This is a genomic window from Sphingobium rhizovicinum, assembly GCF_042647625.1.
GTDB lineage: Bacteria > Pseudomonadota > Alphaproteobacteria > Sphingomonadales > Sphingomonadaceae > Sphingobium > Sphingobium rhizovicinum.
Map to the genome: position 1 here is coordinate 1 of NZ_JBHRVU010000007.1, position 23,529 is coordinate 23,529.

The following is a 23,529-nucleotide window of genomic DNA, read 5'->3' on the forward strand; positions in this document are numbered from 1 at the left end:
TGACCTGCGCGGTGACGGGAAGTTCACCGATGCCGACACACCCCGATTTCCCTTCCGCCCGGATCATGTGGCGCCGAAGCGCTGGCGGCGGCGGAGGCAGGCGCATCGATCATCCATGTTCATGTACGCGACCGGGAAACGGGCGATCCCTCGCAGCGCTGGAGGATTATCGGGAGGTCGTCGGCCTCATCCGGGCAAAGAACAACGAAGTCATCCTCAACGTCACCACCGGGCCGGGCTGCACCTGGATGCAGGGGGATGAAGACCCGGCCGTCTGCGGTCCCGGCACACTGATGTTCACGGCCGAACGGCGGCTGGAACATATTCTCGACCTGCGGCCCGACATGTGCACGCTCGACATTTGTACGATGCAGCTATGGGCGGGTGGCGATCAACCTGGACCCGATGATCACGAAAATGGCCATATGATCCAGGATGCCGGGGTATTGCCGGAAATCGAATGTTTCGAGGCCGGGGATTTCGTCTTCCGCCGACGATCTGATGGCCAAGGGCGCGATCCCCAAACATGTGCCCTTCACTTTCGTTCTGGGCACTAAATATGGCCTGCTGCAACATCCGAAGCCATGCTCTACGCCAGGAACCAGATCCCCCGCGGCGCGCGTTTCACCGGCTTTGGCGTCAGTCGCACAGCATGCCGATGGCTGCGCAATCGATGCTGCTTGGCGGCAATATCCGGGTGGGGTTTGAAGATACGATTTACCTTCGGCGCGGCCAGATGGCGGCGAACAATGGCGGACATGGTGCGCTGGCGGTGGAAATGGTCGACCGGATGGGCGGCGACATCGCCAGCGCCGGGGAAACGCGGGCCATGCTGGGCCTGAAGCAATAGGGAGAGGATGGGATGACACAATTGCAAAGGCGCCGATGGCGGATGTGGCGGGGAAGACAGCTTTCATCACCGGCGGAGCGAATGGCATCGGCCTTGGCATATCGCGCGCGCTGGTGCGGGCGGGCGCCAATGTGGTGATCGCCGATATTCGCCCGGAATCGCTGGCGCAGGCAAAGGCGGATCTTGGTGCCGATGCGCAGGTGGAAACCGTGCAGCTGGACGTCACCGATCGCGCCCGGCTTCGCCCGCGCGGCCGATATGGCGGAGGCGCGTTTTGGTCCCATCCATATGCTGATCGGCAATGCCGGCATCGGGTGATGGGGCCGTGCTGGATGCACGCTATGATGACTGGGACTGGGGCTGGGCGTCAATCTGGGCGGCGTAATCAACGGCCTCGTCACCCTGCTGCCCCGGATCAAGGCGCATGGGCAGGGGGGGCAGATCGTCACCAACCTCGTCCCAGTCTGCGCTGATCCCGGTCAATTATTCGGCCATTTTACACTGCCGCCAAGGCCGCGATCCTGGGCCTGTCCGAAGCGATCCGGGGTGAACTGACGGCGGAGAATATCGGCGTGTCCGCCTTCATGCCCGGCCCCGTGCAAAGCCATATCGCCCATAGCGGCGAACTGCGCCCGGCCGCCTATCGCAGCGACAGCGGTTATAAGCAGCGAGAGGATGATCTGGAAAAGCGGCCCGTCTCTCCGCTTTGGATGAGCGCGGACGAGGTGGGGGAGCGGGTGCTGGCCGGCATTCGCGCCAACGACCTCTATATCTCTCATCCTGAATTTGCAGACGGCATGCGCAACCCGGTCGACGCGATACTGGCGTCGATGCCCGATGAGACGATCCATCAGGAACGGGCAGGGGAAATCGGCTTCCTCCTGTCCAACCCGGTGTTTGACGATCAGTTGCCCGGCGCAGGGCCGCGCTGCTCATGCCGTCCTGAACCGCTCCTGGCTGGCCAGGCGCACCCCGGCATGGGTGCGCCATAACCTTCATAGCCGCGCCGCTCGACAAATTCGAAGAAGAAGCGTTTCTGGAAAGCCCGCGGCTGTAGAGCTGGCGATAGTCGCCGGCAATCGTCCGCATCATAGAGGATATGGGCGTCGCGCAATTGCGTGCGCGTCGCCCCGTCCAGCCCGAAGCGCGCCGCCAGATCGGCATAATAATTGCCGCCGATCGGCAATATGTCCGCCCCCTTTTCGGCGATCCTGTGGGCGGTCGCGGTCAGATCGTCGCTGGCGAAGGCGATATCTGATAACCGCCGCCGAAATTATGCCCGACGAAGCGGGAAGACAGCGTGCCCGCCGCATCGATGCGTTGAGCGTCAGGCGCAGCGCGCCGTGGGCCGACCGCAGCGGCTGGCTCAGCACCAGACCGGACGGGTCGATGACGTCCGACTGGAGGCTCTGCTCCAGCCCGAACAGCGCCCGCCAGTAAAGCTCCAGGACAGATATTCATCGATCCGCACCCACGGCAGCCCAGATGGTCGATGGTCAGCGGGTGGGGATCGACCGCAGCGCCGGTCGGTTCGAATTCCGTATCCCACACGGCGGGATCTCCTCCTCGCCGATCAGTAGATCAGGCTGCCGCCGATCCCGCGCAGCGCCGGCACCGACAGATTGCCCGGTGCCTCCGCCTGATCCACCTGCCCGATGTCGAGGAGGCGGCGCGCGCCGCGACCGCGTCGCGATCCGGCACGGCCAGCCCCACTGCGCAGATGGACGGGCCATGCGCCCGCTCGAACCCCTGACCGAAACTGTCCGGCTGGGCGTTGATCACCAGATTGACCGATCCCGCCTGCCAGCGGGTGACAGCCTTGTCCGGTGCACGCCCGTCCGGGCAAAGCCCAGCGATCCGACATCTGCTCCAGCGCGGGCGCATCCTGCGCATTGACGGCGAACTCGAGAATTCCGGGCGCAACCGCGGCGGGCGGGGCCGGCACGGCGGGCGTGGGGCCCAGCAGTCGCTCCGCCGCATCCTCCACATGGCGCAGCGACCGCAGCCCGTCGGCGGCGATCAGGTCGGGCGACCAGCCGCGGAACCGATCGTTGAAAATCTCCAGCGACAAGGGGCCAACTTAGCCAGTGCGGATGATCTCCGCGACATAGTCCGCCACGGGCAGGCCGCCTTGTCCCGGAAAATTGCGGAAATGCCGGCTCCAGTAGAGCAGGTCCATCTCCCAGCCTTGGGCGTCGGCCAACTGGACGAAGGCGATCTTGTCTCCGGGGATCGCCTGGATGCTCTCGCTGGGGATGCCGCGCGAGAGCGAATGGAAACTGTCGAGGATGATGCCGATATGGGGATGGTCGACCGCTTCCACGATCGCCCATGCGTCCGATGGTCGAACACATGCCGGCCCCAGGCCAGCGCCTCATAGCCCACGATGATGCTGCGCTTGCCCGCCCCGCTCGCCCAGTTCCTGCAAGTCGGCGACGATGCGGTTGCGCTCGCCCAGCGCATGGGGCGAACAGTTGGAGCAGACGAGGATGCGGTCCGCGCCGAGGTCGCCCCATCAGGTCGAACTTCGCCTCCGCCCGGTCCAGCGCCCGCTGCCGCATCGCGCCCGGCATGCCTTCGAAATCGCGGAACGGCTGGTACAAGCATGCAGCCAAGGCCCAGATCGCCATCATCGCCCGCACCTCGCGCGGGGACAATGCGACGCGATCAGGTCATTTTCGAAAATCTCGACCCCGTCGAAGCCGCCGGCCGCCGCCGCGCGCAGCTTTTCCTCCAGCGTGCCGCTCAGCGATACGGTCGCGATCCCGAAAGTCATCGGCGGGTGCCTCCTGTCAGCGCCGCGTGGAAATTGGCGGCAACGCGCGGCGTCCGCCTTGCGCCCGGTGAAATGTTCGAACGCGCCTGCGGCCTGATGCACGGTCATGCCGCTGCCATCCAGCGTGACGCAGCCCGCCGCCTTCGCCTCACGCAGCAATTGCGTTTTCCAGCGGGAAATAGACGATGTCCGTCACCCAGAAGTCCGGGCCGCAGCAGTCTTGCGGAATGGCCGATCCGGGATAGCCCGCCCACCCAGCGGCGTCGCATTGACCCACGCCGTCGGCAGCATCGGCCAGCGCGGCGGTCAGATCCTGCCCCACCACCGCGCGCCCGTCGCCATGCAGGGCGCACAGAGCCGCGCACAGTTCGCGGCCGCCCGCGCGCCATTGGGATCGAACAAAGTCAGCGTGCCGACATACATGCCCATCAGGGCGTGGGCGGTGGCGGCGCCTGCACCGCCACCGCCCATCTGTACGACCTTTCCGAAACGCGACCCGAAGCAGACCCGCGCGGAGATTTTCCGCGAAGCCTTGAATATCGGTATTATGGCCGATCCGCCGGCCATGCTGGAACACCACCGTATTGACCGACCCGATCGCGCCGCCTGCGGCGACAGGTCGTTCCAGATCGCGATCACCGCCTGCTTATTAGGGGTGGGTGACATTGACCCCGGGCGAACCCCGCCAGCTGCACCGCGTCGAGCAGGCGGGGCAGATCGCCCGCATCCATGCCGTCCGCCGCCAGATCGAACAGGCGATAGACCAGCCGCAGCCCCTGCGCATCGCCTTCGCTTTCATGCAGCATGGGCGACAGCGACGCCTGAATGTCGCGTCGATAAGGCCGGTGAGGTAGCGAAACTGGGTCAAGATCGGGCCATCCAAGAAGAGGAGACAGCCGCCTCCGCCCGCAGGGGAGGAGGCGGCAGGGGGAGATCAGAAGTTGAATTTCGCGCCGACGTAGAAGGACCGTCCGACCATGTCGTAGGTGCCGGCGTCGGTGCCGTTCTGGGAACTGGCGACGAAGGGAATGCCCTTGTCGAACAGATTGGTGATGCCGGCGCGGAACTGGACATTCTTCGTAACGTCCAGCGTCGAGAAGACATCGAACAGATTATAGGGCTTCACCCCCACCTGTTCCGCCGCCGGAGACGTCACCGCGCTGATGTCGCGCAGCTTGCCTGATTAGCGCCAGCGCAGGCCGATGCCGAACATATCGGAGCTGTAGCCCACCGTCGTCAGCGCCTTCCACTTGGGCAGGGGCCGGCCCGGCGTGCTGGTGCCGACGAAATCCTGCGATGCCTGTCCCGCAGGGTCTGGACCTTATAATGGTTCAGCCAGCCGATCGCCGAAGACGCATAAATCTTGCCCGATCCATCGCCGATGCCCGCTTCGGACAGGCGCAGCGACAGTTGACCTGCACATCGACGCCATCGGTGTCGAGCGCGCCGAGGTTCAGGTAAGGCTGGGCGATCGCCACGAGTTGACCGGTCGGATCGCGCTGGATCAGCTGGCAAAATTCGTTGCCATTGGAATAGCTGCTGTTCGAGACCCGTCCAGATTATAGCATTTGCCAGCACGGTCAGGCCGTTGATGGTCGAATGACGTTGCGGATCTTGATGTTGTAATAGTCGACCGAGAAGAGAATCCCGACAGCCAGGGTGAGGAAAATTTCGGATTGAGCACGAAGCCGACATTGAAGGTGTTGGCCTTTTCCGGGTCAGGGCGCTGTTGCCCTGAATATTGCCGCCGGTCGCGGTGGTCGCGCAAACTGATAGGCGTCGATCGCGGCGGCGGAATGCCCTGCGCCAGACAGAGGTCACGCACCCTGCGCGCCATTGGCGCCGGTCCGGGCGGTGGAGCGGACGTCGCACGGGTCGCCGATCGCGGCGGGCGGCGTGCCGATCGCCAGCTGCGATCCGGTGACGGGGGAGAATAGCTCGCCGATATTGGGCGCGCGCACGGCCCGCTGGTAAGAACCCCGGATCAACAGCGCGTCTACCGGCTGCCAGCGCGCATCGAACTCATAGCTTTTTCACGCTGCCGGTGGTGTTTATAGTCGGAATGCGGAAGGCTGCGCCAACGCCCAACTCATGGAAGAAGGGCGTGTCCGACAGCAAGGGCACGTCGATCTGCGCGGCAAATTCCTTGACGCTGATCTGGCCCTGTGCCGGTTGGAGCCGACACCGATTCCACATTATTGGACACCAGATCGGGCTGGGATCATATTTATACGTGTTCTTGCGATAAAACCGGCGAGCAGCGCCAGTTGCACCGGCCCGGCGGGCAGGTTGAACAGCGGGCCATTCACCTGTCCCTGCACCTGCGTCTTGGTCAGCCGCTTCGCGCTGTTGACGGTGGCGGTCATATAATCCTGGCATGCTGCGACAGGCTGGTCGCATTGGTGATGCCGAACGGATTGAAGCCGCCGGCGCATAGGATGCGCCGCCATCCGCCGCATTCAAGCAGCGTCTGCACGCGGGATTTCAGCACCGCGTTGAACATCGACTGATTATGGACCGTCTCGTCATAGGAAACGAAGCCGTCGGAACTTCCATGATCCGCCGATCGTGCCCTTCAGGCCGCCCAGATACTGCTGGACCCCCGTAATTTTCGTCCCATCCTTTGTCGCCGATGCCGACATAGCGCGCGCTCCAGCGGAACGGGCGCTCGGATCGGCGCGCGACGCCAGCAACGTGCGCAGGTCGTTGGGTATGAAGGGATTGGTGACGGGGATGGTGGTGAAGGGCGCGAACTGCGTCAGGCTGCCGCCCGCTTCGGTGGTGACGGTCGAAATCGACATAGAGAACTGGCCATAGGCGGTCAGCGTCTCCGTCAGATCGAACTCACCCTTGGCAAAAGGCGGATTTGCGTTCGAAGGCGTTCAATATCTGAAGCTGTGGCCCCCGGCATGCGCACATGGCCGCCGACCACGGCATAGGCGTCGGTCGTTGGCCCCTTGTAATTGATCGCGCGGTCTGCACGAACAGGGTGCCGTCATTGTTGAAGCCCAGATTCAGCGTCCGGTTGATCGGATTGGTGACGCCATATTGGGCGAACACGCCATTGAGCGCCGCCTGGCTCGGCAGGTTCAGCGCATTGGGCACGAAGGCGCCGGTGCCGATGAAGGAGAGACGGCACCTTGTCGTCAAAGAAGCTGCGCTGCGAACCCGACAGCGGATCGCGCTGGCCATAGCTCAGCGCCAGCATCAACCGGCCGCGATCGTCGGCAAATTTGGTGCCCAGCGCCAGCGATGCGTTGAACTTGCCATAATCGCCGCGAAAGCTGTTGCCATTCTGGATGTCGGCGCGCGCACGCCGTCGAAATATTTGTCGGTCTTGAAATTGACCACGCCCGACATGGCGTCGGACCCATAGATGGCCGATGCGCCGCCGGTGATGACGTCGACCGATCCGATGATCGATTCCGGCAAGATATTGATGTCGACATTGCCGTTAATGTCCGACAGCGGCAGACGGCGACCGTCCAGCAGCACGAGATTGCGGTTGGAGCCAAGGCCGCGCAGGTTCAGCGTGGCGCGCCCGCCCGCACCCTGGCCGCCGGTGCCGGCATTGCCCGACGGAGTGAAGCCGGGCAGCTGGTTCAGCGAATCTTCCAGCGTGATCTGCCCGCTCTGCTGCACCACTCATCCGATACGGTGACGATGGGGCTGACGGCGACATTGTTCGGCCGCGCGATCAGCGATCCGGTAACGACGATGTCGGCCGTGGACGGCTGGTCCGCTGCGGCATCGGTCGCCTGCGGCGCCAGGGCGGCCGCAGGCTCGCCCTGATCCTGCGCCCCAGACCGGACTGACGCAGGCGCTCAGCGCCATCGCGGCCAGCGACCCGCCGATGCGAAGCTGCATATGAAAACCTGACTTCATCCTATCCTCCCATTATATTACTAACTAGTTCGTACATTATCATTTACACCGATGCGTGGACGGCCCTTCAATCCATCTCCACCCGGCGAACATCCCCCACGATGAAGACATAGCGGCGGCCCCGATCAGGGCGAGCACACCGATGAAGGCCAGCGCGCCATAGAAAAGACCGGTCTGCCCCACGATCACCCCGACCACGATCGGCGTGACGATGCCTGCCAGATTGGCGCACAGATTGAACACGCCGCCGTCAGGCCGACATATTGGCGCGGCGCCACGTCGGAAATCAGCGTCCAGCCCCAGATTGACCATGCCCTGACCGAAAAGGGCGATCGACATGATGGCGATGACCAGCGTGTTGCTCGTCACATAATTGGCGGCGACGATGGTCGATGCCAGCAGCAGCCCGCGACGATCGGCAGCTTTCGGCCGATATTGGCGGATCCGGTGCGGCGGATCAGCAGGTCGGAAACCTGCCCGCCCAGGCAGCACGTCGCCGGCCGACGCCGCAATATAGGGCAGCTACGGCGAAGGTGCCGATTTCAGCCAGTCCATGCCCCGCTCGGTCGCCAGATAGGTCGGGAACCAGGTCAGGAAAAAGACCAAAGTCGAATTGCCGCAAAACTGGCCGATCGACGCGCCCAATATCTGGCGCTTGCCCATCAGCTGCGGACATTCGCCAGGAAAAGGGATTTTCGCGTCCTGCTTCGTCGCGGTCAGCCCGCCGCCGGCGCGGATATGCTCCAGTTCGGCGGCGTTGATGCGGCTGCTGTCGCTCGGATCGCGATAACGGGCGTACATCAGCAGGCAAACGCCATGCCCAGCGCGCCGGCAATCAGGAACAGGGCGCGCCAGCCAAAGCTGGCCCACCACCCAGAACAGCACTGGCGCGAAAAAGGCCAGCCCCGCATATTGCCCCACGGCATAGACCGAATTGGCCGCGCACGTTCATCCTGCGGGAACCACCTGCTGAGAATGCGGCTGTTGCACGGGTAGCAAGGTTGCTTCCGCCACCCCCAGCGCCAGCGGAAGCCGAACAACATTGCCACATTTCCGGCTATGCCGTGGAGCAGGGTGAAGAAAGACCAGAGGATCAGCGATCCGGCGTAGGTGATGCGCGTGCCAAGCCGATCGAGCAGCAGCCCGCCGGGTATCTGCGACGCGGCATAGGTCCAGGAAAAAGCGGAAAAGATGAAGCCCATCATTTCGGGCGAAATCTTCAGTTCTGCGTCAGCGACGGCGCGGCCACGCCCATCACTGCGCGGTCCATGTAATTGAGCAGGGTAGCGACGCTGATCAGCGCCAGTACGCCCAGCCGCGCCCTTTGTGGCTTCAGCAATTGCGTCGACGCTCTCATGCTGCTTTCCGTTCATCAACTGGAGCAATGGGCGCACCGCCAGCGCATAGCCGTCAATGCCCATGCCCGACAGCATGGCCGTGACCGCGCCGCTCATGATTCGACCGGGACCGGCATCTCCTCGTCGCGTTTGTGAATGTTGGAGATATGCACTTCGATGATCGGGCAATCGCACATTTTGAGCGCGTCCAGCACAGGATAGCCGCATAGGAGAAGGCGCCGGGTGATGACGACGCCAAAGGCGCCGACTCGCGCCTGATGCAGCCACTCGACCATCTCATGTTCGGCATTGGTCTGGCGGAATATCAGGCCGACGCCCGATCCATCCAGTTCGCGCAGCAGGCGGTCTCGACATCGGCCAGGGTTTGGCGGCCGTAAATATCCTTTCGCGCACGCCCAGCAGGTCCAGATTGGGACGTTGAGATAAGAATGAAACGCTGGCCCATGACCGGCCTGATCCTCCCGCTGCGTGCCGGGATGACGCTCCCGATCTTGCAGAATCACCTTTACGCCGTTCAGATCGCGCGGCAAGCAAAATGTACGAACTGGTACATGCAATGAAAGATAAAATTCAGGGCAGCGCGCGCAACGGCGATTCGATCGGCCTGATAGGAGCCAAGCCACAGGTCGCGGCCCACGATCACCGCCGCCGATACGCCGTTGAAGGTCGGATCAGGGCGGGCCATAAGGCGACCAGCGAGAAGACTGCCTCGCCGGGTCCAGTTTGACCACTGCCCAGCCGCGATGACAGGTCATGCCGTCGGCCACGCCATGGACGATCTGCCGCACCCCGCCGCAGGCTGGCTCGTCGCGCACCATTCCAGCCAGCAGCAGCCGGTCGCCATCCCAATGGATATTGTCTGGCATGAATTCAGGGGCCTGCGCGTGCCATAGCGGCTGGCGCGTGTCGTGCCGCGCATAGCGACGACCTCGCGCCGGCCAAAGGCGATGACATAGAACCCGCTGTCGTCCTTCGCCGTTTCCAGTCCGTTATTGCCCGGCAGTTCCGTGCCCGGCAGCAAGCGGAAAGCCGGTTCGCCGGGCGCGCGTTCATAAACGCCGCCGGTCGGCTGGCCGCGCACGAAATCGGTGATGCTGGTTCCCGGTCGGGTCAGCACTGTCGCGATCACCGTGCCGTCGCTATAGGATGCGACACTGTTGGCGACATGCCCGGCCGGCATGGCCAGGCATCCCTGCCAGCGCAGCGCCGGTTGTTTACGGGTATCGCGATAATCGACAGCAAATATCTCGATCGCCTCGCGCCCGCCATGATTGACCACCAGCAAACGGGCCTGTCCTGGCGCCGTGACCCGCAGGCTCAGTCCCCGCGCGGTGAACAGCGCCGGATGGGAGATGTCTCACAATCGGGATAAAGCGGGTCGCGCGCGACCTGATCGGCCTCATTTCTGAACCAGAACGCGGCTTTGCGCGTCCGACTGTCGGACGATCTTCAACCCCGCGCCGGTCGCAAAGCCGCTCGCGACGATCCATGGTGTCTCAGGAACCCGCGCCAGATCCTCCGGCTTCATCGCTTCGCTGACAAACGCAAATTGCGATGTCGTTCCATGTGTCTCCGTCGTTGTCTCACCGGCAGAACAGCGCATCCGCCCAGCAACAGCGCCAGAAGAAAAGCCGCCCGACTCATGTCACGCGATACACGCGAATACGCACCGATGGCTTTGGCGCATCTTCTGGCGGCGTACCGATCGCCCCACAAAAATGGCCTGATTGAGCCAGGCATGCGGCCCTTCGGGCGCTTCGAAAATCGGAACAGTGCGCAAATAACGCTGCGGGGCGTCCGGCACCTTACTGTTGGTCAGCCCGACATTGCGCACATGGGCTGACGGCCGCCATCAACCTCGCGCAGATCGCAAGGTGCTGGTGCTGGCCAAGGCGCGCTGGATGGCGGGTCGACCAACTGGGCGCAGGGCGGCATTGCCCGCCGTACTCGACGCAGGTGACAGTTTCGAGGCGCATGTCCAATGACACGATGGTCGCGGGGCGCCGGCCTCAACAATCGCGAAACGGTGGAGTTCGTCGTTTCCGAAGCCCCCGCCGCGATCGAACGGCTCGCCGACCTCGGCGTGCCCTTCAACGGCGGGGAAGAATTTGGCGAACGCTGGCACCTGACCCGCGAAGGCGGCCATTCGCACCGCCGCATCGTCCATGTCGATGACGCCACCGGCCATGCGGTGCAGGTCGCACTGCTCAAGGCCGCGCGCGCCAATCCCAACATCACCCTGATGGAGGATATGGTCGCGATCGACCTCATCACCTCGCGCCATGGGGAGCGCTATTTCGGGCGACGGCCATGTCGGGGCGTCCTACGCCTTCAACAAGCAGACCAAACGCGTCGACGCCCTGCTCGGCCGCGCGACCATCCTCTGCCACCGGCGCGCGCGGGCCGCACCTATCTCTTCTCGACCGCCGCGCCGGCGCGACCGGCGACGGCATCGCCATGGCCTGGCGCGCGGGCTGCCGCGTATCGAACATGGAAATGAACCAGTTTTCACCCGACCTCCCTACAATCTGGAGGTCAAGAATTTCCTGATTACCGAAGCTGTGTGCGGCGAAGGCGGCCATTTGAAGCTTCCCCCCGGCGTGCCGGGCGGCGGCGAGCGCTTCATGCCCCGCTTCGACCCCGCGCGAGGAACTGGCTCCGCGCGATGTAGATCACCAGTACGTCGCGCGGCACGCGGAAATATTCGACCGTGCGGGCCAGCGCAAAAGCTTTTGGGGGGGATGATGCAGCAGTCGGTCTTGCGATCGACGAAATTCTTCGGATCGAAATCCTTGGGGTCGACGATGGTGCTGTCGACATTGGTGAAAATCTTGAATTCGTCCGCCACCGCGCGTCATAGCCATAGGAGGACAGGCCGTAGCTGATGCAGCCTTCGCGCCGCTGGCTCTCCAACGAACGGCTCGATCATGCCGTTGCTCAGCGCCTGCTCGCGAATCACACTTGTCGGAAAGAATGGCCATGTCGTTTCAGCTCTTTGTCATGGGGCCGATGCCCAGGTCCGCGGGACCAAAGGCATGGGCAGGAGATCGGCGACGCGCAGGTCCAGCACCCGGTCGCCGCTGGGGGTGGCGCAATAGATGGCCAGCGTGCGGCCCGCCATCTGTTCGGCTCGTTCATGATCTGGCGGCACCGCCCGCAAGGGGTGACGAGCGCTTCGCCATCCGCATCCATCGCGCCGCCGACCACGGCGATTTCCGCCACATCGGCAAGCGGCCCTGCGCGTTGACGGTGGCCAGCGCCACGGTTTCGGCGCACAGCGACAGGCCATAGCTGGCATTTTCGAAATGCAGCCGGTGATGACGCTGCCGTCGGTCAATCGCACCGCCGCGCCCACGGCAAAGCGGCTATAGGGCGCATGGGCGTTGGCCATCGCGTCGCGCGCGGCGGCGATCAGCGACTGGACTTCATTCTCTTCAGGCATCAGGGCGCCACCACATTCCATCGAACCGGACCATCGACGCCGTCGATATGCCGCATGTCGCTGGCTGTCCACATCACCCAGGGCTTTGTCGCATAGTCGGGCGGAAAGAAATTCCCGTCCATCCACAAGGTCCGGTTGATGCCGGACCCGAGTCATAGGCCTTGTCGAAATCCTCGGTGACGTTCAGCAGCGCGGGCTTTCCGGCCTGTCCTTCGACCAGATTGATCAGGGTGTTGAGGTCCGAGAGAAGCTGGTCGCGGCCGGGCGCGCCTTGCAGCCGGGATCGAAGGCCAGCCGCACGACCGGGGGCAGGGCGGCATTGTCGCGCGGCACCGTGGTCATGAAGCTGGTCGCCTGATCGCTGGGCTGGCGGCACAGGCTGAAATCGATCATCGCGCCATAGCGCATGCCGGCGGCGCGCACGCCGCGCAGATTGGCGGCAAAGCCGGGTCGCGCCGTCGGCTGCGTCGGCGGCGCGATATAGGCGAAATCGGTGCCTTGCGCCGCCAGCGTGCCCCAGTCGACCTGGCCATTGTCGCCGGCGCTGATGGGACACGCCCTGCACCGGATATTGATCGCGGGCGGGCGCCCAGCCGCGCGCATAGAGCCACAGCCCCAGCGTCAGCGCCGCGACCACCGCCAGTCCCGCCCCGATACGGAACAGCAGGCCCCCCAAAGTCACAACCCTGATTGTCTTACCCCTTGATATGCAACACGCAAATGAGCGTGAACAGCCGCCGCGCCGTGTCGAAATCGACGTCGATCTTGCCTTCCAGCCGCTCTTTCAGAACATCCGCCGCATCGGTGTGGATGGCGCGGCGGGCCATGTCGACCGTTTCGATCTGCTGGGGCGATGCATTGCTGATCGCCTGATAATAGCTGTCGCAGATCGCGAAATAATCGCGGATCGGACGGCGGAACCGCCCCGGCCCAGGATGATCGCCTCCAGCGGCTGTCATCCTGGCGGTTGATTTCGATCACCAGCCGACCTTCTTCAACCCCCAACAGCACCTTATAGGGACCGACCGGCATAGCCATCGGCATGCTCGCGCTGCGGGCGAAGTGATTATCCTCCCAGCAGGTCGAAAGATCGCGATGCGCCGTTTCCTGCTCCACGTCGGCATTGCGCCACAGGATGGTGCGCTGGTCCAGCTGGATGTCTATGATGCGCGGATCGGCCATAATGCAAGCGAACAGTCAGTGCGGCGGCGCGCGCCGAAATGCAAGCAGGACTTATCCACAGATGCGTGGTTGTGGCCCCTTGCGCACAATCGGGTCGGGAGAGGAAAGAGGGCAGATGGTCGAACTGCTGAAAATCACCCCGCCGAAACGGCGGAACCGAACTGCCGCGCAATGTCGAGGCGGAGGCCGCGCTGCTGGGCGCGATCATGATCGACAATCGCATTGCCGAGGATGTGCAGCTCAAGCTGAAGGCCGAACATTATTTCGAGCCGCTGCATGGCCGCATCTATGATGCGATCATGCCCTGCTGGACAAGGATATGGTCGCCAATCCGGTGACGCTCAAACCCATGCTGGAACAGGACCCGGCATTGAAGGAAACTGGGTGGCGCGGCCTATCTGCGCAACTGACCGGCAATGGCGCGGCGCTGATCGGCGCGCGTGACTTCGCCAGCCAGATTTACGACCTTGCCCTGCTGCGCCAACTGGTCAGCGTCGGCCGCGAACTGGTCGAAAACGCGATGGACACCAGCGAGGATGTCAATCCGCGCGAACAGATCGAAGCCGCCGAAGGTCGCCCTGTACAAGGTGTCGGAAGGCGAGGGGGAAACAGGTTCGGTCAAGAGCTTCCTGTCCGCCTCCACCATGGCGGTGCAGGTGGCCGAACGCGCGCTCAACAGCGGCGGCCATGTGTCGGGGATCACCACCGGCATCAACAGCCTCAACGCCAAGATCGGTGGTCTGCACAATTCCGACTTGATGATCCTTGCCGGCCGTCCCGGCATGGGCAAGACGTCGCTGGCGACCAACATCGCCTATAATGCCGCATCCCGCTGGCTGCGCGATCATGGCGACGGTATTCCGCTCGACAAGAATATGGGGGCCAAGACCGCCTTCTTCTCCCTCGAAATGTCGGCCGATCAGCTGGCGACCCGCGTGCTTGCCGAACAGTCGGGCATTTCGGCGAAGCGCTGCGCATGGGCAAGATCAGCCGGGCGGACTTCCAGGAACCTGTCCCGCGCCGCGCGCGACCTTCAGGAACTGCCCTTGTTCATCGATGACACGCCGGGCCTGACGATCGCGGCGCTGCGCACCCGTGCGCGCCGGTTGAAGCGCCGCCATGACATTGGCTTCATCGTGGTCGACTATCTTCAGCTGCTCCAGGGCACCGGGCGCGGCAATGAGAATCGCGTGAACGAAATTTCCGAAATTTCCCGTGGTTTGAAGACGCTGGCGAAGGAATTGCACGTGCCGGTGCTGCCCTGTCGCAGCTCAGCCGTGCGGTCGAACAGCGCGAGGACAAGCGTCCCAGCTGTCCGACCTTCGCGAATCCGGCTCGATCGAGCAGGACGCGGACATGGTCTGGTTCGTGTTTCGCGAGGATTATTACGAAGCCGCCAAGGAGCCAAAGCCCGACGACGAGGCCGCCTATGCCGCGTGGAAGGAGAATATGGAGCGCATCTATGGCCTCGCTGAAGTGATCGTCGCCAAACAGCGTCACGGGCTCCCACCGGCCGCATCCGCATGAAGTTCGATGCCAAGATCACCCGCTTCTCCGACATTGCCGACGACAGCTATCAGGATCTGGATTACGAATGATCCACGCGGCGAAGGGGTCGAATCGCATTGCCCCTTCGCGCCCCGGCCGCTAAGGGCTGTGCTTTCCGGGGCCCGATGGTCCGCTCTGTCAGGGGAAGCGAAATATGAGCGGGGCAGTAGAGGTCGGCATCATCATGGTCGCGGTCCGATTGGGACACGATGCGCCATGCCGCCGAAACGCTCGAAGCGCTGGGCTTGCCCATGAATGCAAGGTCGTGTCCGCTCACCGCACCCCGCAGCGCCTCTATGATTATGCCACCGGCGCTGTCGGACGCGGCCTGAAGGTCATCATCGCGGGCGCTGGCGGGGCGGCGCATCTGCCCGGCATGACCGCATCGATGACGCGCCTGCCGGTGCTGGGCGTGCCGGTCGAATCCAAGGCATTGAAGGGCATGGATTCGCTGCTCTCCATCGTCCAGATGCCCGGCGGCATACCCGTCGCTACGCGCTGGCCATCGGCAAGCCCGGCGCGATCAACGCCGGCCTGCTGGCGGCATCGATCCTGGCCACCAACGATCCGGCGCTGGCCGACCGTCTGGACGCCTGGCGCACGCGCCAGACCGACGCGTCGCCGAAACCGTCGAAGACTGAAACGAAAGACGCATGACGACCATCGCGCCCGGCTCCACCATCGGCATCCTTGGCGGCGGCCAGCTTGGCCGGATGATCGCCATGGCGGCGGCCCAGCTGGGCTATCGCACCAGCATTTTCGCGCCCGAGGAAAGCGGCCCCGCCGCCGATGTCTCGCCGCTCTGGACGCGCGGCGCTTATGAAGACGCAGCGGCGCTTGCCGCTTTGCGATGGCGTCGATGTCGTCACCTATGAGTTCGAGAATATCGATCCCTCTGCGGTCGAAGTGCTGGCCACCCACGGCCTCGTCCGTCCGGCGCGCAGGCATTGCGCGTGGCGCAGGACCGGCTGGCCGAAAAGCGCTTCGTCTGCGATCTGGGCGGCCTGACCGCGCCCTTCGCCCCGGTCGAAAGTCTGGACGATCTGGAGGCGGCGATCGAGCAGGTCGGCAGCCGCGCCATCCTGAAGACCAACCGCATGGGCTATGACGGCAAGGGGCAGGCGCGCCTGTCGGAGCCGGGCGACGCCGTGGCGCATGGAGCGCCATCGGCCGCCAGAGCGCCATATTAGAAGGCTTCGTTACCTTCGCCGAGGAATTTTCAGTCATCTGGTGCGCGGCGCGGACGGCGAAGTGCGCTTCTGGGATTCGGCGGCCAATGTGCATGTCGACGGCATCCTCGCCACATCGACCGTGCCGGCCGGGCCGCTGATCGCGGGCAGGTGCCCCAGGCCCGCGCCATGGCGAAGAAGATTGCCGACGCGCTCGAACTATGTCGGCGTCCTCACCTGCGAATTTTTCGCCAGCGCCGACGGCCCGGTGTTCAACGAAATGGCGCCCCGCGTCCATAATAGCGGCCACTGGACCACCGAAGGCGCGGTGACGAGCCAGTTCGAAAATCATGTCCGCGCCATTTGCGGTCTGCCGCTGGGAGACACCGGCCTTGCCGCGTCGCGCGTGGAGATGCGCAACCTGATCGGCGATGACGTGCTTGATGGCCGGCGATCCTGTCCGATCCGGCCAATCATTTGCACCTTTATGGCAAGCATGAAGCGCGTCCCGGCCGCAAGATGGGACATGTGACGCGGCTGGTGTTGTAAAGGTTCGTGCTCCTGCGAAAGCAGGGGCCCAGTTCCGACGTCTCAATGGGCTCCTGCTTTCGCAGGAGCACGCTGCGCTTTAAAGGCGAGATATGAATCGTCCCCAAATCACCCTCGTCCTGGCCCGCGCCGACAATGGCGTGATCGGCAAGGATGGCGATTTGCCCTGGCGGCTGCCGGCGGACCTCAAGCATTTCAAGGCGATTACCGCCGCCACCCGATGATCATGGGCGCAAGACGTTTTGACAGCCTGCCCGGCCTGTTGCCGGCCGTCGTCATATCGTGCTGACCCGCGATGTGGGCTGGACGAGCGAAGGGGCGGAGGTGGCGCATGATGTGGATGGCGCCATCGCGCTAGCCGGCGCGCCGAGCGTCATGGTGATCGGCGGCGCGGAAATCTACCGCCTGTTCCTGCCACGCGCCGACCGGATCGAACTGACCGAAGTGCATGTCGATGCGGAGGGGGATGCGGCGATCGCCTATCCGACCCGGCGGACTGGCGGGAAAGCGCGCGGGACGATCATCCGACGGTGGATGGGCGACCCGCCTACAGCTTCGTGACGTTCGAGCGGCGGTAGCAACACCGTGCTCCTGCGAAAGCAGGAGTCCAGAGCGACAAGCGCTGCATCCGGAAGAGCACGCTGGTCCATTGCCACGCCGGCCCACCTCCCTATAGCGCGCGCCATGGAGCGGCTTTCTAGCGGCGCCCCGATCCCCGCTCCTCTGCGCGGGAGCGTCATGGCGCTGGCAATTTCGATGGGTTTCATGCGGGCCATCAGGCGGTGGTCGGTCGTGCGATCGATCGCGCGCGGGCCGAAGGCCGTCCGGCGATTGTCGCGACCTTCGATCCACATCCGATGCGGCTGTTCCGGCCCGATACGCCCAGCTTCCGCCTGACCACGCTGGACCAGCGCGCCGCGCTGTTCGCCCGCGCGGGCGCTGACGCGATGCTGGTGTTCGACTTCACGCCCGAACTCGCCGCGCTGGATGCCGCCGCCTATGTCCGCCTGCTCACCGACCAGATGGGCGTCGCCGCCGTGGTCACGGGGCAGGACTTCACCTTTGGCAAGGGGCGCTCCGGCACGATCGACAGTTTCGCGCAGTTTGGCCTGTCCGCTGAAGCGATCGCCCCGGTCACGGACGGGGAGGGGGTCATTTCCTCCAGCCGCATCCGCGCCGCGTTGCAGGCGGGCGATTGCGACACAGCCACCCGCCTGCTGACACGCCCCTTCGCGATCGAAGGGATCGTTCAGCATGGCGACAAGCTGGGCCGCACCATCGGCTTTCCCCACCGCCAATATCGACATGGGGTCTTATCTCTTCGCCCGGCCTATGGCATTTATGCGGTGCGCGGTTGCTGCCCGATGGGCGGGTGCTGGACGGGGCCGCCAATCTGGGCATCCGCCCAGCTTCGATCCGCCCAAGGAATTGCTGGAGCCGCATTTCTTCGATTTCACGAAAACCTCTATGATCAGCGATCGCGGTGCAACTGATCCGCAACCTCCATGGCGAGGTGAAATATGACGGGCTCGATGCGCTGATGGCCGGCATTGCCCGCGATTGCGACGATGCGCGGCAAATCCTTGCGGGAACGCCTTACCTCGCTTAAGGCACGGCGCTAATCTGCCCAAACCTCCGTTCGGTTCGAGCAGCTTCGAGCTTGTCGAGAAGCGTCCGTCGAGAACTGTTCTCGACAAGCTCGAACCGAACGGATCTAGCATAAGTCACCCATGACCACCGACGCACCTGACTATAAGAGCACCGTCTTCCTGCCCGTCACCGACTTCCCGATGAAGGCCGGCCTTGCGCAGAAGGAACACGGCCATCGCGGCGAAGTGGGAGGCGATGGATCTCTATGGCAAGCTGCGCGAGAAGCGCGCCGGCCGCGAACGCTTCATCCTGCATGATGGCCCGCCCTACGCCAATGGCGACATCCATATGGGCCATGCGATGAACAAGGTGCTCAAGGACATCATCGTCCGCAGCCAGTCGCTGCTGGGCAAGGATGCGCCCTATGTGCCCGGCTGGGATTGCCATGGCCTGCCGATCGAATGGAAGATCGAGGAGGAATATCGCAAGAAGAAGCTGAACAAGGATGAGGTGCCCGCCGCCGAATTCCGCGCCCAGTGCCGCGCCTATGCCGACAAATGGGTGGGCGTGCAGAAGGATCAGTTCAAGCGTCTGGGCGTGATGGGTGACTGGGCCGATCCGTATCTGACCATGAAGTTCGACGCCGAAGCGACGATCGTGGGCGAATTGCTGAAATTCGCGGAAAGCGGCCAGCTTTATCGCGGCGCCAAGCCCGTCATGTGGTCCCCGGTCGAAAAGACCGCGCTGGCCGAAGCGGAGTGGGAATATGAGGACGTCACCTCGACCCAGATCGACGTGGCGTTCGAGTCGTCGAAGCGCCGAATGCGCCGGAGCTGGTCGGCGCTTATGCGGTGATCTGGACGACCACGCCCTGGACGATCCCTGTCAATCAGGCGATCGCTTATGGGGAAGAGGTTGAATACGTATTGGTAGAGGCTGTCGCTGGAAATCCGGCGGCGTTGATGCTGATGGGGCTTTAACTATGGCAGCAGAGCCGGTGATTGGGGCAACCTGATCTTTGGCAAGAAGCTGCTAATCGCGCGCGAACTGCTTGATGCGGCGGCGTCGCGTTTTCGTGTCTCGCGTTGGGGAACACACATTGGTCTGGGAAGGCACCTACCTCGCCGGCGCAACCACCCGTCACCCGTGCACGCGCTGGGCGGCTTCTTCGCCAAGCCGCGTCCGCTGCTGCCGGCCGATCATGTCACGACCCGACGCGGGCACCGGCCTCGTCCATATGGCGCCTGATCATGGTGAGGAGGATTTCCTCGCCTGCAAGAAGCTGGGCATCGATCCGGTCCTCGCGGTCAACGACGCCGGCTTCTATCGCGACGACTGGGATTGGCTGCCGGGGCAGGGCAGCGTCATACAACACCAAGTTCAACGGTCCCGAAGGCCCGATCTGCACCGATCTGCGCGCCGCTGGCGCGCTGCTGAGCGCCAGCGACTTCAAGCACAGCTATCCGCATAGCTGGCGGTCGAAGGCGCGCATCATCTATCGATCGCTGCATCCCCGCAATGTTCATCCCAGGGATAAGCCGCAGGAAGGCGCAGTGGTCGATGTCGAGGGCGGCGTGATGCCGACCCCGATCGTTACCGCAACGGCCCGACGCTGCCGAAATCGCGCTCGACGCGATCGCAGAGCAGACCCCGCTGGGTGCCGAGCGGTCGACCACCGCATCCGCTCCATGGTGGAAGGGCGCCCCGACTGGGTGATCAGCCGCCAGCGCGCCTGGGGCGTGCCGATCGCTCTCTATGTTCATACGCAAGAGCGGCCAGTATCTGGTTGATCCGGCGGTCAATGCCCGCAGCATCGAAGCGTTCAAGGGCGCGGGTGCGGATGCATGGTTTCGGCGCGGATCATCAGGCGCTGCTCGGCCCGGACTATGACCTTAACGATTATGAGGTCGTGAACGACATTCTCGACGTCTGGTTCGACAGCGGTTCGACCCACAGCTTCGTGGTCGAGGGCCGCTTGGCGAAGGCGTGCGCGCCGACTCATAATCGAAGGCTCCGACCAGCATCGCGGCTGGTTCCAGTCCTCGCTGCTCGAAAGCTGCGGCACGCGCGGCCGTGCGCCCTATGGCGCGGTGCTGACCCATGGCTTCGCGCTGGACGGCACGGGCAAGAAAATGTCCAAGTCGCTCGGCAATGTGGTCGATCCGCTAAGATCATGAGCGAGAGCGGCGCGGACATCCTGCGCGTCTGGGTCGCCAGCACCGATTATTTCGATGACGTGCGCATCGGCAAGGAAGTGCTGGCCGGTTCGTCCGACGCTATCGCAAATTGCGCAATACATTCCGCTACATGCTGGGCGCCCTTTCCGATTATGATGAAGAGACGGAAGCGGTGTCCTACGCCGAAATGCCGAGCTGGAGCGCTATATGCTCCACCGTCTGGCCCAGCTCGACGCGGAACTGCGCGCCGGGTGGACAAGGCGGCGAAGAGCGAGAACTGGCTGGAATTTTCCCCGCTACACACCCGGCCATCTTCGATTTCGCGAACAGCGACTGTCGGCCTTCTTCTTCGACTCCGCAAGGATTGCCTCTATTGCGATGCGAAGTCGGACCTCAAGCGCCGCGCCTATCGCACCCTGCTCGACACGCTGTTCCACGCATTGGTCCGCTATGTCGCGCCGATCATCCCCTTCACCGCTGAGAAGTGTGGCAAAGCCGCTTCCCAAGTGACGAGGATAGCGTCCATTTCCTGGAATGGCCGGAGGTCGACCATCACTGGATCAACAGCCATTTGAACGACAAATGGGCGAACTGCGTTACCAGCGCGAGCAGGTGAACGAGGCGATCGACCATTCCGCCGCGAAAAGGTGATCCGCTCCAGTCTGGAGCGGACGTCACCATGGGCGAAATGCTGCCCAGCGATGGTGTGAACTTCGCCGAAATCGCCATTGTCGCCCGGATCGAGATGGGCGTGGGCGACGGCTCATCGTCAAGCCCAGCGACTGGCACAAGTGGCGCCGCTGCTGGCGTCTGCTGCCGGAGGTCGAGGAAGACGGCACGCTTTGCCATCGCTGCGACGAAGTGTTGAAGGGGTAGCTGGATGGACTGTGCTCCTGCGAAAGCAGGAGCCCAGGATGCAGGGATTTCGTTCGACCCTGGGCTCCTGCTTTCGCAGGAGCACGCAGTAGGCAAACTTCTCCCTGTCCTGCGCGCAGGGCCTTGGGTATAGCGCAGCAAAATAGTCGCACTTGAATGAACGGATGACAATGACGGTTTCTGACGGGTTCTTTCTTTCCACGGCGTCATCCGCCCTTTCCTGACTGCGGGCTGATTTTCCATGCCTACCAACCCGATCAATCACCGCCCGCTGGGCCTGACCGTCGCCATCGTGACGCTCGCGCTCGACCAGCTGGTCAAATATAGCGTCACCTTCCCCCTCGCGCTCAAGAGCGGGCGGAGGAGGGGATTGAAATCCTGCCGATCTTCCGCCTGCGCTGGCTGGAAAATCGCGGCGTTTCCATGGGCTTCTTCCATGCCGACACCAACATGATGCGCTGGGCGCTGGTTGGCATGACCATGTTGATCGCCGCCTTCGTGGGCGTATGGATGTGGCGGGAACGCGCGCGCAGGATGTCGCGGCGCTGGGCCTGGTTCTGGGCGGCGCGATCGGCAATATCGTGGATCGCGTGCGGCTGGGCTAGGTCGTTGATTATGCGGACCTGCATTTCGGCGAATGGCGGCCTTTCCTGATTTTCAACTTGGCGGACGCCGCCATCACGTTCGGCGTGCTGATCCTGCTTGCGCGGGCGCTGCTGCTGCTGCGCGACAAGGGCGCAAAGACGGAGACTTTGAAGTGAAGCGTAACCTGATCCTTGCCGCTGGCCTTGTTGCAACCCTGTCGGCTTGCGGTGGCGGCGGCAACAGCCTGCTCAATCGCGGCCGTCCCGACGAATTCGCCGTCTCGCGTCAGGCGCCGCTGGTGATCCCCGCCGACTTCGCGCTGGTTCCGCCCGCGCCGGGCACCCCCGGCCGCTGCCGCCGTCGATTCGCGCAGCGAGGCGATGCAGGCGATGTTCGGCGGCCCGTCGGCGCGCAGCGCCAGCGAAACCGCGACCCTGAACGCCGCCGGCCGCGTGAAACGCCGCCGCCGGGATCCGCTCCTCGGCAGGCGATCCGGCCACGGAAGTTGTCGACAAGGGCAGCACAACCCGCGACGTCATCGCAGCGCCCGAAGGTGACGGGCAGGAAGCCCGCGCCGCCGTACCGCAGCAATAAAGGGAGGGGGCTACCCCCTTTCTTCGACAAAAGCCTTGAGGCGGACAATGTCCCGTCCCATTGTCTCTCCACCTGATCCAGCCAGAGCCGCGCCGCCGCGATCGCGTCCCGACGCAGCGCATAATGGACTTCGCGCCCGTTTTTGCGGCGATGGACCAGTCCCGCGCCGTGCAGCACGTCCAGATGCTTGGCGACGGCCTGCCGGCTGATCGTCAGCCCTTCGCCCAACTGGACGATTGATCGCTCCCGCCGCCGACAGGCGCGCGATCAGCCCCAGTCTGGTCCATCCCCCAATGCCGCAAACAGGGATGCCGGATCAGCGTTCGGCATAGCGCCTGACATTGTCGACCTGCTCGGCCCAGCCGCCTTCATTGTCGCGCAGCACATTGGATCGGCGCGGTTCGGGCACCTTGTCGAAACCGCTTTCCGTCACGTCAGGCGGTGCCGGTGGCGATCGGCTCCAGCACGAACTCCACCAATGTCCATTCCGGCACGCCGTTGCGGATCGCCTCTTCATCCCCGCCGTCGCGGGCCATTCGAAGGCGAAGCGGGTCATCGGTTCGATCGCCACGGTGCGCGATACCCATGGGAAATGCTCATAGCCCGGATAGGTCATATGGCCGGTCGTCGCCTCTCCCACCGTAAAGGGCTGGTCCAGCGCGACCAGAAACCAGGCGCCGAATTTCTCATGATCGATGATGGCGTCCCACACCGTGGCGACGGGGGCGGCAATATCGATGCTCTTGATGATACAGTCGGGCATATAAGCAACCTCCTGGTTGCTTTTTTATCCCTTTGCCTGATCATGCGCAAGCATTGAACCGCATTGTTTTCTGTATCGTAATGTAAATTGATTTTATCAACTATCAAATATGTTTAAAGTTCCATAGTATGTAAAACTATTAGCATTGTTGTGAAATAATAAGAAGATCAATCTTAATATGTGAA

The 23,529-nt window shown here is 63.6% G+C and carries 37 protein-coding genes and 14 pseudogenes; 23 read left to right on the forward strand and 28 right to left on the reverse strand.

What is annotated here, in order from left to right; translation table 11 throughout:
• Nucleotides 1–111: 111 nt before the first annotated feature.
• The 4 genes and pseudogenes from ACFOKF_RS25375 (at nucleotide 112) to ACFOKF_RS25390 (ending at nucleotide 1,168) form a co-directional block, all read left to right on the forward strand.
• Nucleotides 112–557, forward strand: a pseudogene (locus ACFOKF_RS25375) (3-keto-5-aminohexanoate cleavage protein).
• Between the two features lie 95 nt (nucleotides 558–652).
• Nucleotides 653–850 (forward strand): 3-keto-5-aminohexanoate cleavage protein, encoded by a 198-nt coding sequence (locus ACFOKF_RS25380; protein WP_380799370.1) that lies wholly within the window; start codon nucleotides 653–655, stop codon nucleotides 848–850.
• A 35-nt stretch (nucleotides 851–885) separates the two neighbouring features.
• Nucleotides 886–1,035, forward strand: a pseudogene (locus ACFOKF_RS25385) (SDR family NAD(P)-dependent oxidoreductase); the annotation flags it as partial.
• 1 nt (nucleotide 1,036) lies between these two features.
• Nucleotides 1,037–1,168, forward strand: coding sequence for a hypothetical protein (locus ACFOKF_RS25390; protein WP_380799414.1), 132 nt, complete (start codon nucleotides 1,037–1,039; stop codon nucleotides 1,166–1,168).
• A 21-nt stretch (nucleotides 1,169–1,189) separates the two neighbouring features.
• Here ACFOKF_RS25390 and ACFOKF_RS25395 read toward each other — a convergent pair whose 3' ends face one another.
• A complete protein-coding gene (locus ACFOKF_RS25395; RefSeq protein ID WP_380799415.1) occupies nucleotides 1,190–1,333 on the reverse strand; it encodes a hypothetical protein in 144 nt (47 codons plus the stop codon).
• 2 nt (nucleotides 1,334–1,335) lie between these two features.
• On the opposite strand from ACFOKF_RS25395, the gene ACFOKF_RS25400 reads away from it, so the two are divergent.
• On the forward strand, nucleotides 1,336–1,842 hold the full coding sequence (locus ACFOKF_RS25400) for an SDR family NAD(P)-dependent oxidoreductase (RefSeq protein WP_380799412.1): 507 nt from the start codon (nucleotides 1,336–1,338) through the stop codon (nucleotides 1,840–1,842).
• 107 nt (nucleotides 1,843–1,949) lie between these two features.
• Nucleotides 1,950–2,108 carry a hypothetical protein gene (locus ACFOKF_RS25405; protein ID WP_380799371.1) on the forward strand — a complete coding sequence of 53 codons (159 nt, stop codon included), beginning with the start codon at nucleotides 1,950–1,952 and terminating at the stop codon, nucleotides 2,106–2,108.
• A gap of 315 nt (nucleotides 2,109–2,423) precedes the next feature.
• On the opposite strand, the gene ACFOKF_RS25410 is transcribed toward ACFOKF_RS25405, so the two are convergent.
• The 14 genes from ACFOKF_RS25410 to ACFOKF_RS25475 form a co-directional block, all read right to left on the reverse strand.
• Nucleotides 2,424–2,921, reverse strand: a complete 498-nt coding sequence (locus tag ACFOKF_RS25410; RefSeq protein ID WP_449325405.1) for a hypothetical protein — start codon at nucleotides 2,919–2,921, stop codon at nucleotides 2,424–2,426.
• 9 nt (nucleotides 2,922–2,930) lie between these two features.
• Complete coding sequence (locus ACFOKF_RS25415) at nucleotides 2,931–3,173, reverse strand: TIM barrel protein (RefSeq protein ID WP_380799374.1); 243 nt, start codon at nucleotides 3,171–3,173, stop codon at nucleotides 2,931–2,933.
• 306 nt (nucleotides 3,174–3,479) lie between these two features.
• Nucleotides 3,480–3,785: a hypothetical protein gene (locus ACFOKF_RS25420; protein WP_380799375.1), complete on the reverse strand. Its 306-nt coding sequence runs from the start codon at nucleotides 3,783–3,785 to the stop codon at nucleotides 3,480–3,482.
• Nucleotides 3,775–3,948, reverse strand: a complete 174-nt coding sequence (locus tag ACFOKF_RS25425) for a hypothetical protein (RefSeq protein ID WP_380799377.1) — start codon at nucleotides 3,946–3,948, stop codon at nucleotides 3,775–3,777. The genes ACFOKF_RS25420 and ACFOKF_RS25425 overlap by 11 nt, the downstream gene beginning before the upstream one ends.
• Nucleotides 3,933–4,097, reverse strand: a complete 165-nt coding sequence (locus ACFOKF_RS25430) for a hypothetical protein (protein WP_380799378.1) — start codon at nucleotides 4,095–4,097, stop codon at nucleotides 3,933–3,935. The genes ACFOKF_RS25425 and ACFOKF_RS25430 overlap by 16 nt, the downstream gene beginning before the upstream one ends.
• Before the next feature lie 164 nt (nucleotides 4,098–4,261).
• Nucleotides 4,262–4,432, reverse strand: coding sequence for a hypothetical protein (locus ACFOKF_RS25435; RefSeq protein ID WP_380799380.1), 171 nt, complete (start codon nucleotides 4,430–4,432; stop codon nucleotides 4,262–4,264).
• 128 nt (nucleotides 4,433–4,560) lie between these two features.
• Nucleotides 4,561–4,782: a hypothetical protein gene (locus tag ACFOKF_RS25440; RefSeq protein WP_380799381.1), complete on the reverse strand. Its 222-nt coding sequence runs from the start codon at nucleotides 4,780–4,782 to the stop codon at nucleotides 4,561–4,563.
• Between the two features lie 661 nt (nucleotides 4,783–5,443).
• The gene (locus tag ACFOKF_RS25445; RefSeq protein WP_380799383.1) at nucleotides 5,444–5,614 is read right to left on the reverse strand and encodes a hypothetical protein; all 171 of its coding nucleotides are present in this window, start codon (nucleotides 5,612–5,614) and stop codon (nucleotides 5,444–5,446) included.
• A gap of 34 nt (nucleotides 5,615–5,648) precedes the next feature.
• The gene (locus tag ACFOKF_RS25450; protein ID WP_380799384.1) at nucleotides 5,649–5,822 is read right to left on the reverse strand and encodes a hypothetical protein; all 174 of its coding nucleotides are present in this window, start codon (nucleotides 5,820–5,822) and stop codon (nucleotides 5,649–5,651) included.
• Nucleotides 5,822–5,992 carry a hypothetical protein gene (locus ACFOKF_RS25455; protein ID WP_380799386.1) on the reverse strand — a complete coding sequence of 57 codons (171 nt, stop codon included), beginning with the start codon at nucleotides 5,990–5,992 and terminating at the stop codon, nucleotides 5,822–5,824. The genes ACFOKF_RS25450 and ACFOKF_RS25455 overlap by 1 nt, the downstream gene beginning before the upstream one ends.
• Nucleotides 5,989–6,129 (reverse strand): hypothetical protein, encoded by a 141-nt coding sequence (locus tag ACFOKF_RS25460; protein ID WP_380799387.1) that lies wholly within the window; start codon nucleotides 6,127–6,129, stop codon nucleotides 5,989–5,991. The genes ACFOKF_RS25455 and ACFOKF_RS25460 overlap by 4 nt, the downstream gene beginning before the upstream one ends.
• A gap of 22 nt (nucleotides 6,130–6,151) precedes the next feature.
• Entirely contained in the window at nucleotides 6,152–6,427 is a 276-nt protein-coding gene (locus ACFOKF_RS25465; RefSeq protein WP_380799389.1) for a hypothetical protein, read from the reverse strand.
• A gap of 43 nt (nucleotides 6,428–6,470) precedes the next feature.
• Nucleotides 6,471–6,776 carry a hypothetical protein gene (locus ACFOKF_RS25470; RefSeq protein WP_380799390.1) on the reverse strand — a complete coding sequence of 102 codons (306 nt, stop codon included), beginning with the start codon at nucleotides 6,774–6,776 and terminating at the stop codon, nucleotides 6,471–6,473.
• A 57-nt stretch (nucleotides 6,777–6,833) separates the two neighbouring features.
• Nucleotides 6,834–7,268 (reverse strand): TonB-dependent receptor plug domain-containing protein, encoded by a 435-nt coding sequence (locus ACFOKF_RS25475; protein ID WP_380799392.1) that lies wholly within the window; start codon nucleotides 7,266–7,268, stop codon nucleotides 6,834–6,836.
• Between the two features lie 15 nt (nucleotides 7,269–7,283).
• Here ACFOKF_RS25475 and ACFOKF_RS25480 point away from each other — a divergent pair, with 15 nt between their 5' ends.
• Nucleotides 7,284–7,418 (forward strand): hypothetical protein, encoded by a 135-nt coding sequence (locus tag ACFOKF_RS25480; protein WP_380799394.1) that lies wholly within the window; start codon nucleotides 7,284–7,286, stop codon nucleotides 7,416–7,418.
• 132 nt (nucleotides 7,419–7,550) lie between these two features.
• Here ACFOKF_RS25480 and ACFOKF_RS25485 read toward each other — a convergent pair whose 3' ends face one another.
• The 7 genes from ACFOKF_RS25485 to ACFOKF_RS25515 all read right to left on the reverse strand — a co-directional run bounded on the left by ACFOKF_RS25485 (nucleotide 7,551) and on the right by ACFOKF_RS25515 (nucleotide 10,703).
• Nucleotides 7,551–8,003, reverse strand: a complete 453-nt coding sequence (locus ACFOKF_RS25485) for a hypothetical protein (RefSeq protein WP_380799395.1) — start codon at nucleotides 8,001–8,003, stop codon at nucleotides 7,551–7,553.
• A 30-nt stretch (nucleotides 8,004–8,033) separates the two neighbouring features.
• Complete coding sequence (locus ACFOKF_RS25490; RefSeq protein WP_380799396.1) at nucleotides 8,034–8,312, reverse strand: hypothetical protein; 279 nt, start codon at nucleotides 8,310–8,312, stop codon at nucleotides 8,034–8,036.
• The gene (locus ACFOKF_RS25495; RefSeq protein WP_380799398.1) at nucleotides 8,312–8,965 is read right to left on the reverse strand and encodes an MFS transporter; all 654 of its coding nucleotides are present in this window, start codon (nucleotides 8,963–8,965) and stop codon (nucleotides 8,312–8,314) included. The genes ACFOKF_RS25490 and ACFOKF_RS25495 overlap by 1 nt, the downstream gene beginning before the upstream one ends.
• The gene (locus ACFOKF_RS25500; RefSeq protein ID WP_380799399.1) at nucleotides 8,962–9,399 is read right to left on the reverse strand and encodes a type II 3-dehydroquinate dehydratase; all 438 of its coding nucleotides are present in this window, start codon (nucleotides 9,397–9,399) and stop codon (nucleotides 8,962–8,964) included. Before ACFOKF_RS25500 ends, ACFOKF_RS25495 begins: the two co-directional genes overlap by 4 nt.
• The gene (locus ACFOKF_RS25505; protein WP_380799400.1) at nucleotides 9,384–9,554 is read right to left on the reverse strand and encodes a hypothetical protein; all 171 of its coding nucleotides are present in this window, start codon (nucleotides 9,552–9,554) and stop codon (nucleotides 9,384–9,386) included. The genes ACFOKF_RS25500 and ACFOKF_RS25505 overlap by 16 nt, the downstream gene beginning before the upstream one ends.
• A 66-nt stretch (nucleotides 9,555–9,620) precedes the next feature.
• Nucleotides 9,621–10,154: a hypothetical protein gene (locus tag ACFOKF_RS25510; protein WP_380799401.1), complete on the reverse strand. Its 534-nt coding sequence runs from the start codon at nucleotides 10,152–10,154 to the stop codon at nucleotides 9,621–9,623.
• A 360-nt stretch (nucleotides 10,155–10,514) separates the two neighbouring features.
• On the reverse strand, nucleotides 10,515–10,703 hold the full coding sequence (locus ACFOKF_RS25515) for a DUF3237 family protein (RefSeq protein WP_380799402.1): 189 nt from the start codon (nucleotides 10,701–10,703) through the stop codon (nucleotides 10,515–10,517).
• Nucleotides 10,704–10,850: 147 nt separating this feature from the next.
• On the opposite strand from ACFOKF_RS25515, the gene ACFOKF_RS25520 reads away from it, so the two are divergent.
• Nucleotides 10,851–11,369 (forward strand): FAD-binding protein, encoded by a 519-nt coding sequence (locus tag ACFOKF_RS25520; protein ID WP_380799404.1) that lies wholly within the window; start codon nucleotides 10,851–10,853, stop codon nucleotides 11,367–11,369.
• Nucleotides 11,370–11,506: 137 nt separating this feature from the next.
• On the opposite strand, the pseudogene ACFOKF_RS25525 reads toward ACFOKF_RS25520, so the two are convergent.
• The 4 pseudogenes from ACFOKF_RS25525 to ACFOKF_RS25540 form a co-directional block, all read right to left on the reverse strand.
• Nucleotides 11,507–11,850 (reverse strand): annotated as a pseudogene (locus tag ACFOKF_RS25525) (dCTP deaminase); the annotation flags it as partial.
• Nucleotides 11,851–11,856: 6 nt separating this feature from the next.
• Nucleotides 11,857–12,311, reverse strand: a pseudogene (locus tag ACFOKF_RS25530) (cytidine deaminase).
• Nucleotides 12,311–12,936, reverse strand: a pseudogene (locus ACFOKF_RS25535) (GH25 family lysozyme). Before ACFOKF_RS25535 ends, ACFOKF_RS25530 begins: the two co-directional pseudogenes overlap by 1 nt.
• A 70-nt stretch (nucleotides 12,937–13,006) precedes the next feature.
• Nucleotides 13,007–13,493 (reverse strand): annotated as a pseudogene (locus ACFOKF_RS25540) (UPF0262 family protein).
• Nucleotides 13,494–13,699: 206 nt separating this feature from the next.
• Here ACFOKF_RS25540 and ACFOKF_RS25545 point away from each other — a divergent pair.
• A complete protein-coding gene (locus tag ACFOKF_RS25545) occupies nucleotides 13,700–13,831 on the forward strand; it encodes a DnaB-like helicase N-terminal domain-containing protein (protein WP_380799405.1) in 132 nt (43 codons plus the stop codon).
• A 56-nt stretch (nucleotides 13,832–13,887) separates the two neighbouring features.
• On the opposite strand, the gene ACFOKF_RS25550 is transcribed toward ACFOKF_RS25545, so the two are convergent.
• Nucleotides 13,888–14,169 carry a hypothetical protein gene (locus tag ACFOKF_RS25550; protein ID WP_380799416.1) on the reverse strand — a complete coding sequence of 94 codons (282 nt, stop codon included), beginning with the start codon at nucleotides 14,167–14,169 and terminating at the stop codon, nucleotides 13,888–13,890.
• Between ACFOKF_RS25550 and ACFOKF_RS25555 the strand changes: the two are divergent.
• The 14 genes and pseudogenes from ACFOKF_RS25555 to ACFOKF_RS25620 form a co-directional block, all read left to right on the forward strand.
• Nucleotides 14,138–14,695 (forward strand): annotated as a pseudogene (locus ACFOKF_RS25555) (DnaB-like helicase C-terminal domain-containing protein); the annotation flags it as partial. The gene ACFOKF_RS25550 and the pseudogene ACFOKF_RS25555 overlap by 32 nt on opposite strands.
• Before the next feature lie 154 nt (nucleotides 14,696–14,849).
• The gene (locus tag ACFOKF_RS25560) at nucleotides 14,850–15,020 is read left to right on the forward strand and encodes a hypothetical protein (RefSeq protein WP_380799406.1); all 171 of its coding nucleotides are present in this window, start codon (nucleotides 14,850–14,852) and stop codon (nucleotides 15,018–15,020) included.
• A 175-nt stretch (nucleotides 15,021–15,195) separates the two neighbouring features.
• Nucleotides 15,196–15,698 (forward strand): annotated as a pseudogene (purE, locus tag ACFOKF_RS25565) (5-(carboxyamino)imidazole ribonucleotide mutase).
• Nucleotides 15,695–15,916, forward strand: coding sequence for a hypothetical protein (locus tag ACFOKF_RS25570; protein WP_380799407.1), 222 nt, complete (start codon nucleotides 15,695–15,697; stop codon nucleotides 15,914–15,916). Before purE ends, ACFOKF_RS25570 begins: the two are co-directional and overlap by 4 nt.
• Before the next feature lie 78 nt (nucleotides 15,917–15,994).
• On the forward strand, nucleotides 15,995–16,231 hold the full coding sequence (locus ACFOKF_RS25575) for an ATP-grasp domain-containing protein (RefSeq protein ID WP_380799408.1): 237 nt from the start codon (nucleotides 15,995–15,997) through the stop codon (nucleotides 16,229–16,231).
• Nucleotides 16,197–16,493: pseudogene (locus ACFOKF_RS25580) on the forward strand (ATP-grasp domain-containing protein); the annotation flags it as partial. The gene ACFOKF_RS25575 and the pseudogene ACFOKF_RS25580, both read left to right, overlap by 35 nt.
• 194 nt (nucleotides 16,494–16,687) lie before the next feature.
• Complete coding sequence (locus tag ACFOKF_RS25585; protein WP_380799413.1) at nucleotides 16,688–16,759, forward strand: hypothetical protein; 72 nt, start codon at nucleotides 16,688–16,690, stop codon at nucleotides 16,757–16,759.
• 92 nt (nucleotides 16,760–16,851) lie between these two features.
• Nucleotides 16,852–17,337: pseudogene (locus ACFOKF_RS25590) on the forward strand (dihydrofolate reductase).
• A 204-nt stretch (nucleotides 17,338–17,541) separates the two neighbouring features.
• Nucleotides 17,542–18,252: a riboflavin kinase gene (locus tag ACFOKF_RS25595; RefSeq protein ID WP_380799409.1), complete on the forward strand. Its 711-nt coding sequence runs from the start codon at nucleotides 17,542–17,544 to the stop codon at nucleotides 18,250–18,252.
• Nucleotides 18,243–18,368: a riboflavin kinase gene (locus ACFOKF_RS25600; RefSeq protein ID WP_380799410.1), complete on the forward strand. Its 126-nt coding sequence runs from the start codon at nucleotides 18,243–18,245 to the stop codon at nucleotides 18,366–18,368. The genes ACFOKF_RS25595 and ACFOKF_RS25600 overlap by 10 nt, the downstream gene beginning before the upstream one ends.
• Before the next feature lie 121 nt (nucleotides 18,369–18,489).
• Nucleotides 18,490–19,284 (forward strand): annotated as a pseudogene (locus ACFOKF_RS25605) (class I tRNA ligase family protein); the annotation flags it as partial.
• Nucleotides 19,285–19,492: 208 nt separating this feature from the next.
• Nucleotides 19,493–21,402 (forward strand): annotated as a pseudogene (locus tag ACFOKF_RS25610) (class I tRNA ligase family protein); the annotation flags it as partial.
• Between the two features lie 241 nt (nucleotides 21,403–21,643).
• Nucleotides 21,644–22,163, forward strand: a pseudogene (gene lspA, locus ACFOKF_RS25615) (signal peptidase II).
• Nucleotides 22,160–22,581 (forward strand): annotated as a pseudogene (locus ACFOKF_RS25620) (DUF3035 domain-containing protein). Before lspA ends, ACFOKF_RS25620 begins: the two co-directional pseudogenes overlap by 4 nt.
• A 316-nt stretch (nucleotides 22,582–22,897) precedes the next feature.
• Here ACFOKF_RS25620 and ACFOKF_RS25625 read toward each other — a convergent pair.
• Complete coding sequence (locus ACFOKF_RS25625; RefSeq protein WP_380799411.1) at nucleotides 22,898–23,344, reverse strand: SRPBCC domain-containing protein; 447 nt, start codon at nucleotides 23,342–23,344, stop codon at nucleotides 22,898–22,900.
• Nucleotides 23,345–23,529: the final 185 nt, after the last annotated feature.

Excerpts from the sequence above, each read along its gene's own strand:
- ACFOKF_RS25625 (WP_380799411.1), bottom strand. The coding sequence starts at position 23,344 with ATGCCCGACTGTATCATCAAGAGCATCGATATTGCCGCCCCCGTCGCC.
- ACFOKF_RS25435 (WP_380799380.1), bottom strand. The coding sequence starts at position 4,432 with ATGCTGCATGAAAGCGAAGGCGATGCGCAGGGGCTGCGGCTGGTCTAT.
- ACFOKF_RS25490 (WP_380799396.1), bottom strand. The coding sequence starts at position 8,312 with ATGTACGCCCGTTATCGCGATCCGAGCGACAGCAGCCGCATCAACGCC.
- ACFOKF_RS25380 (WP_380799370.1), top strand. The coding sequence starts at position 653 with ATGCCGATGGCTGCGCAATCGATGCTGCTTGGCGGCAATATCCGGGTG.
- ACFOKF_RS25405 (WP_380799371.1), top strand. The coding sequence starts at position 1,950 with ATGGGCGTCGCGCAATTGCGTGCGCGTCGCCCCGTCCAGCCCGAAGCG.
- ACFOKF_RS25545 (WP_380799405.1), top strand. The coding sequence starts at position 13,700 with ATGATCGACAATCGCATTGCCGAGGATGTGCAGCTCAAGCTGAAGGCC.
- ACFOKF_RS25570 (WP_380799407.1), top strand. The coding sequence starts at position 15,695 with ATGACGACCATCGCGCCCGGCTCCACCATCGGCATCCTTGGCGGCGGC.
- ACFOKF_RS25455 (WP_380799386.1), bottom strand. The coding sequence starts at position 5,992 with ATGACCGCCACCGTCAACAGCGCGAAGCGGCTGACCAAGACGCAGGTG.
- ACFOKF_RS25430 (WP_380799378.1), bottom strand. The coding sequence starts at position 4,097 with ATGGGCGGTGGCGGTGCAGGCGCCGCCACCGCCCACGCCCTGATGGGC.
- ACFOKF_RS25460 (WP_380799387.1), bottom strand. The coding sequence starts at position 6,129 with ATGTTCAACGCGGTGCTGAAATCCCGCGTGCAGACGCTGCTTGAATGC.
- ACFOKF_RS25560 (WP_380799406.1), top strand. The coding sequence starts at position 14,850 with ATGGTCTGGTTCGTGTTTCGCGAGGATTATTACGAAGCCGCCAAGGAG.
- ACFOKF_RS25450 (WP_380799384.1), bottom strand. The coding sequence starts at position 5,822 with ATGTGGAATCGGTGTCGGCTCCAACCGGCACAGGGCCAGATCAGCGTC.
- ACFOKF_RS25505 (WP_380799400.1), bottom strand. The coding sequence starts at position 9,554 with ATGGCCCGCCCTGATCCGACCTTCAACGGCGTATCGGCGGCGGTGATC.
- ACFOKF_RS25520 (WP_380799404.1), top strand. The coding sequence starts at position 10,851 with ATGACACGATGGTCGCGGGGCGCCGGCCTCAACAATCGCGAAACGGTG.
- ACFOKF_RS25495 (WP_380799398.1), bottom strand. The coding sequence starts at position 8,965 with ATGAGCGGCGCGGTCACGGCCATGCTGTCGGGCATGGGCATTGACGGC.
- ACFOKF_RS25465 (WP_380799389.1), bottom strand. The coding sequence starts at position 6,427 with ATGTCGATTTCGACCGTCACCACCGAAGCGGGCGGCAGCCTGACGCAG.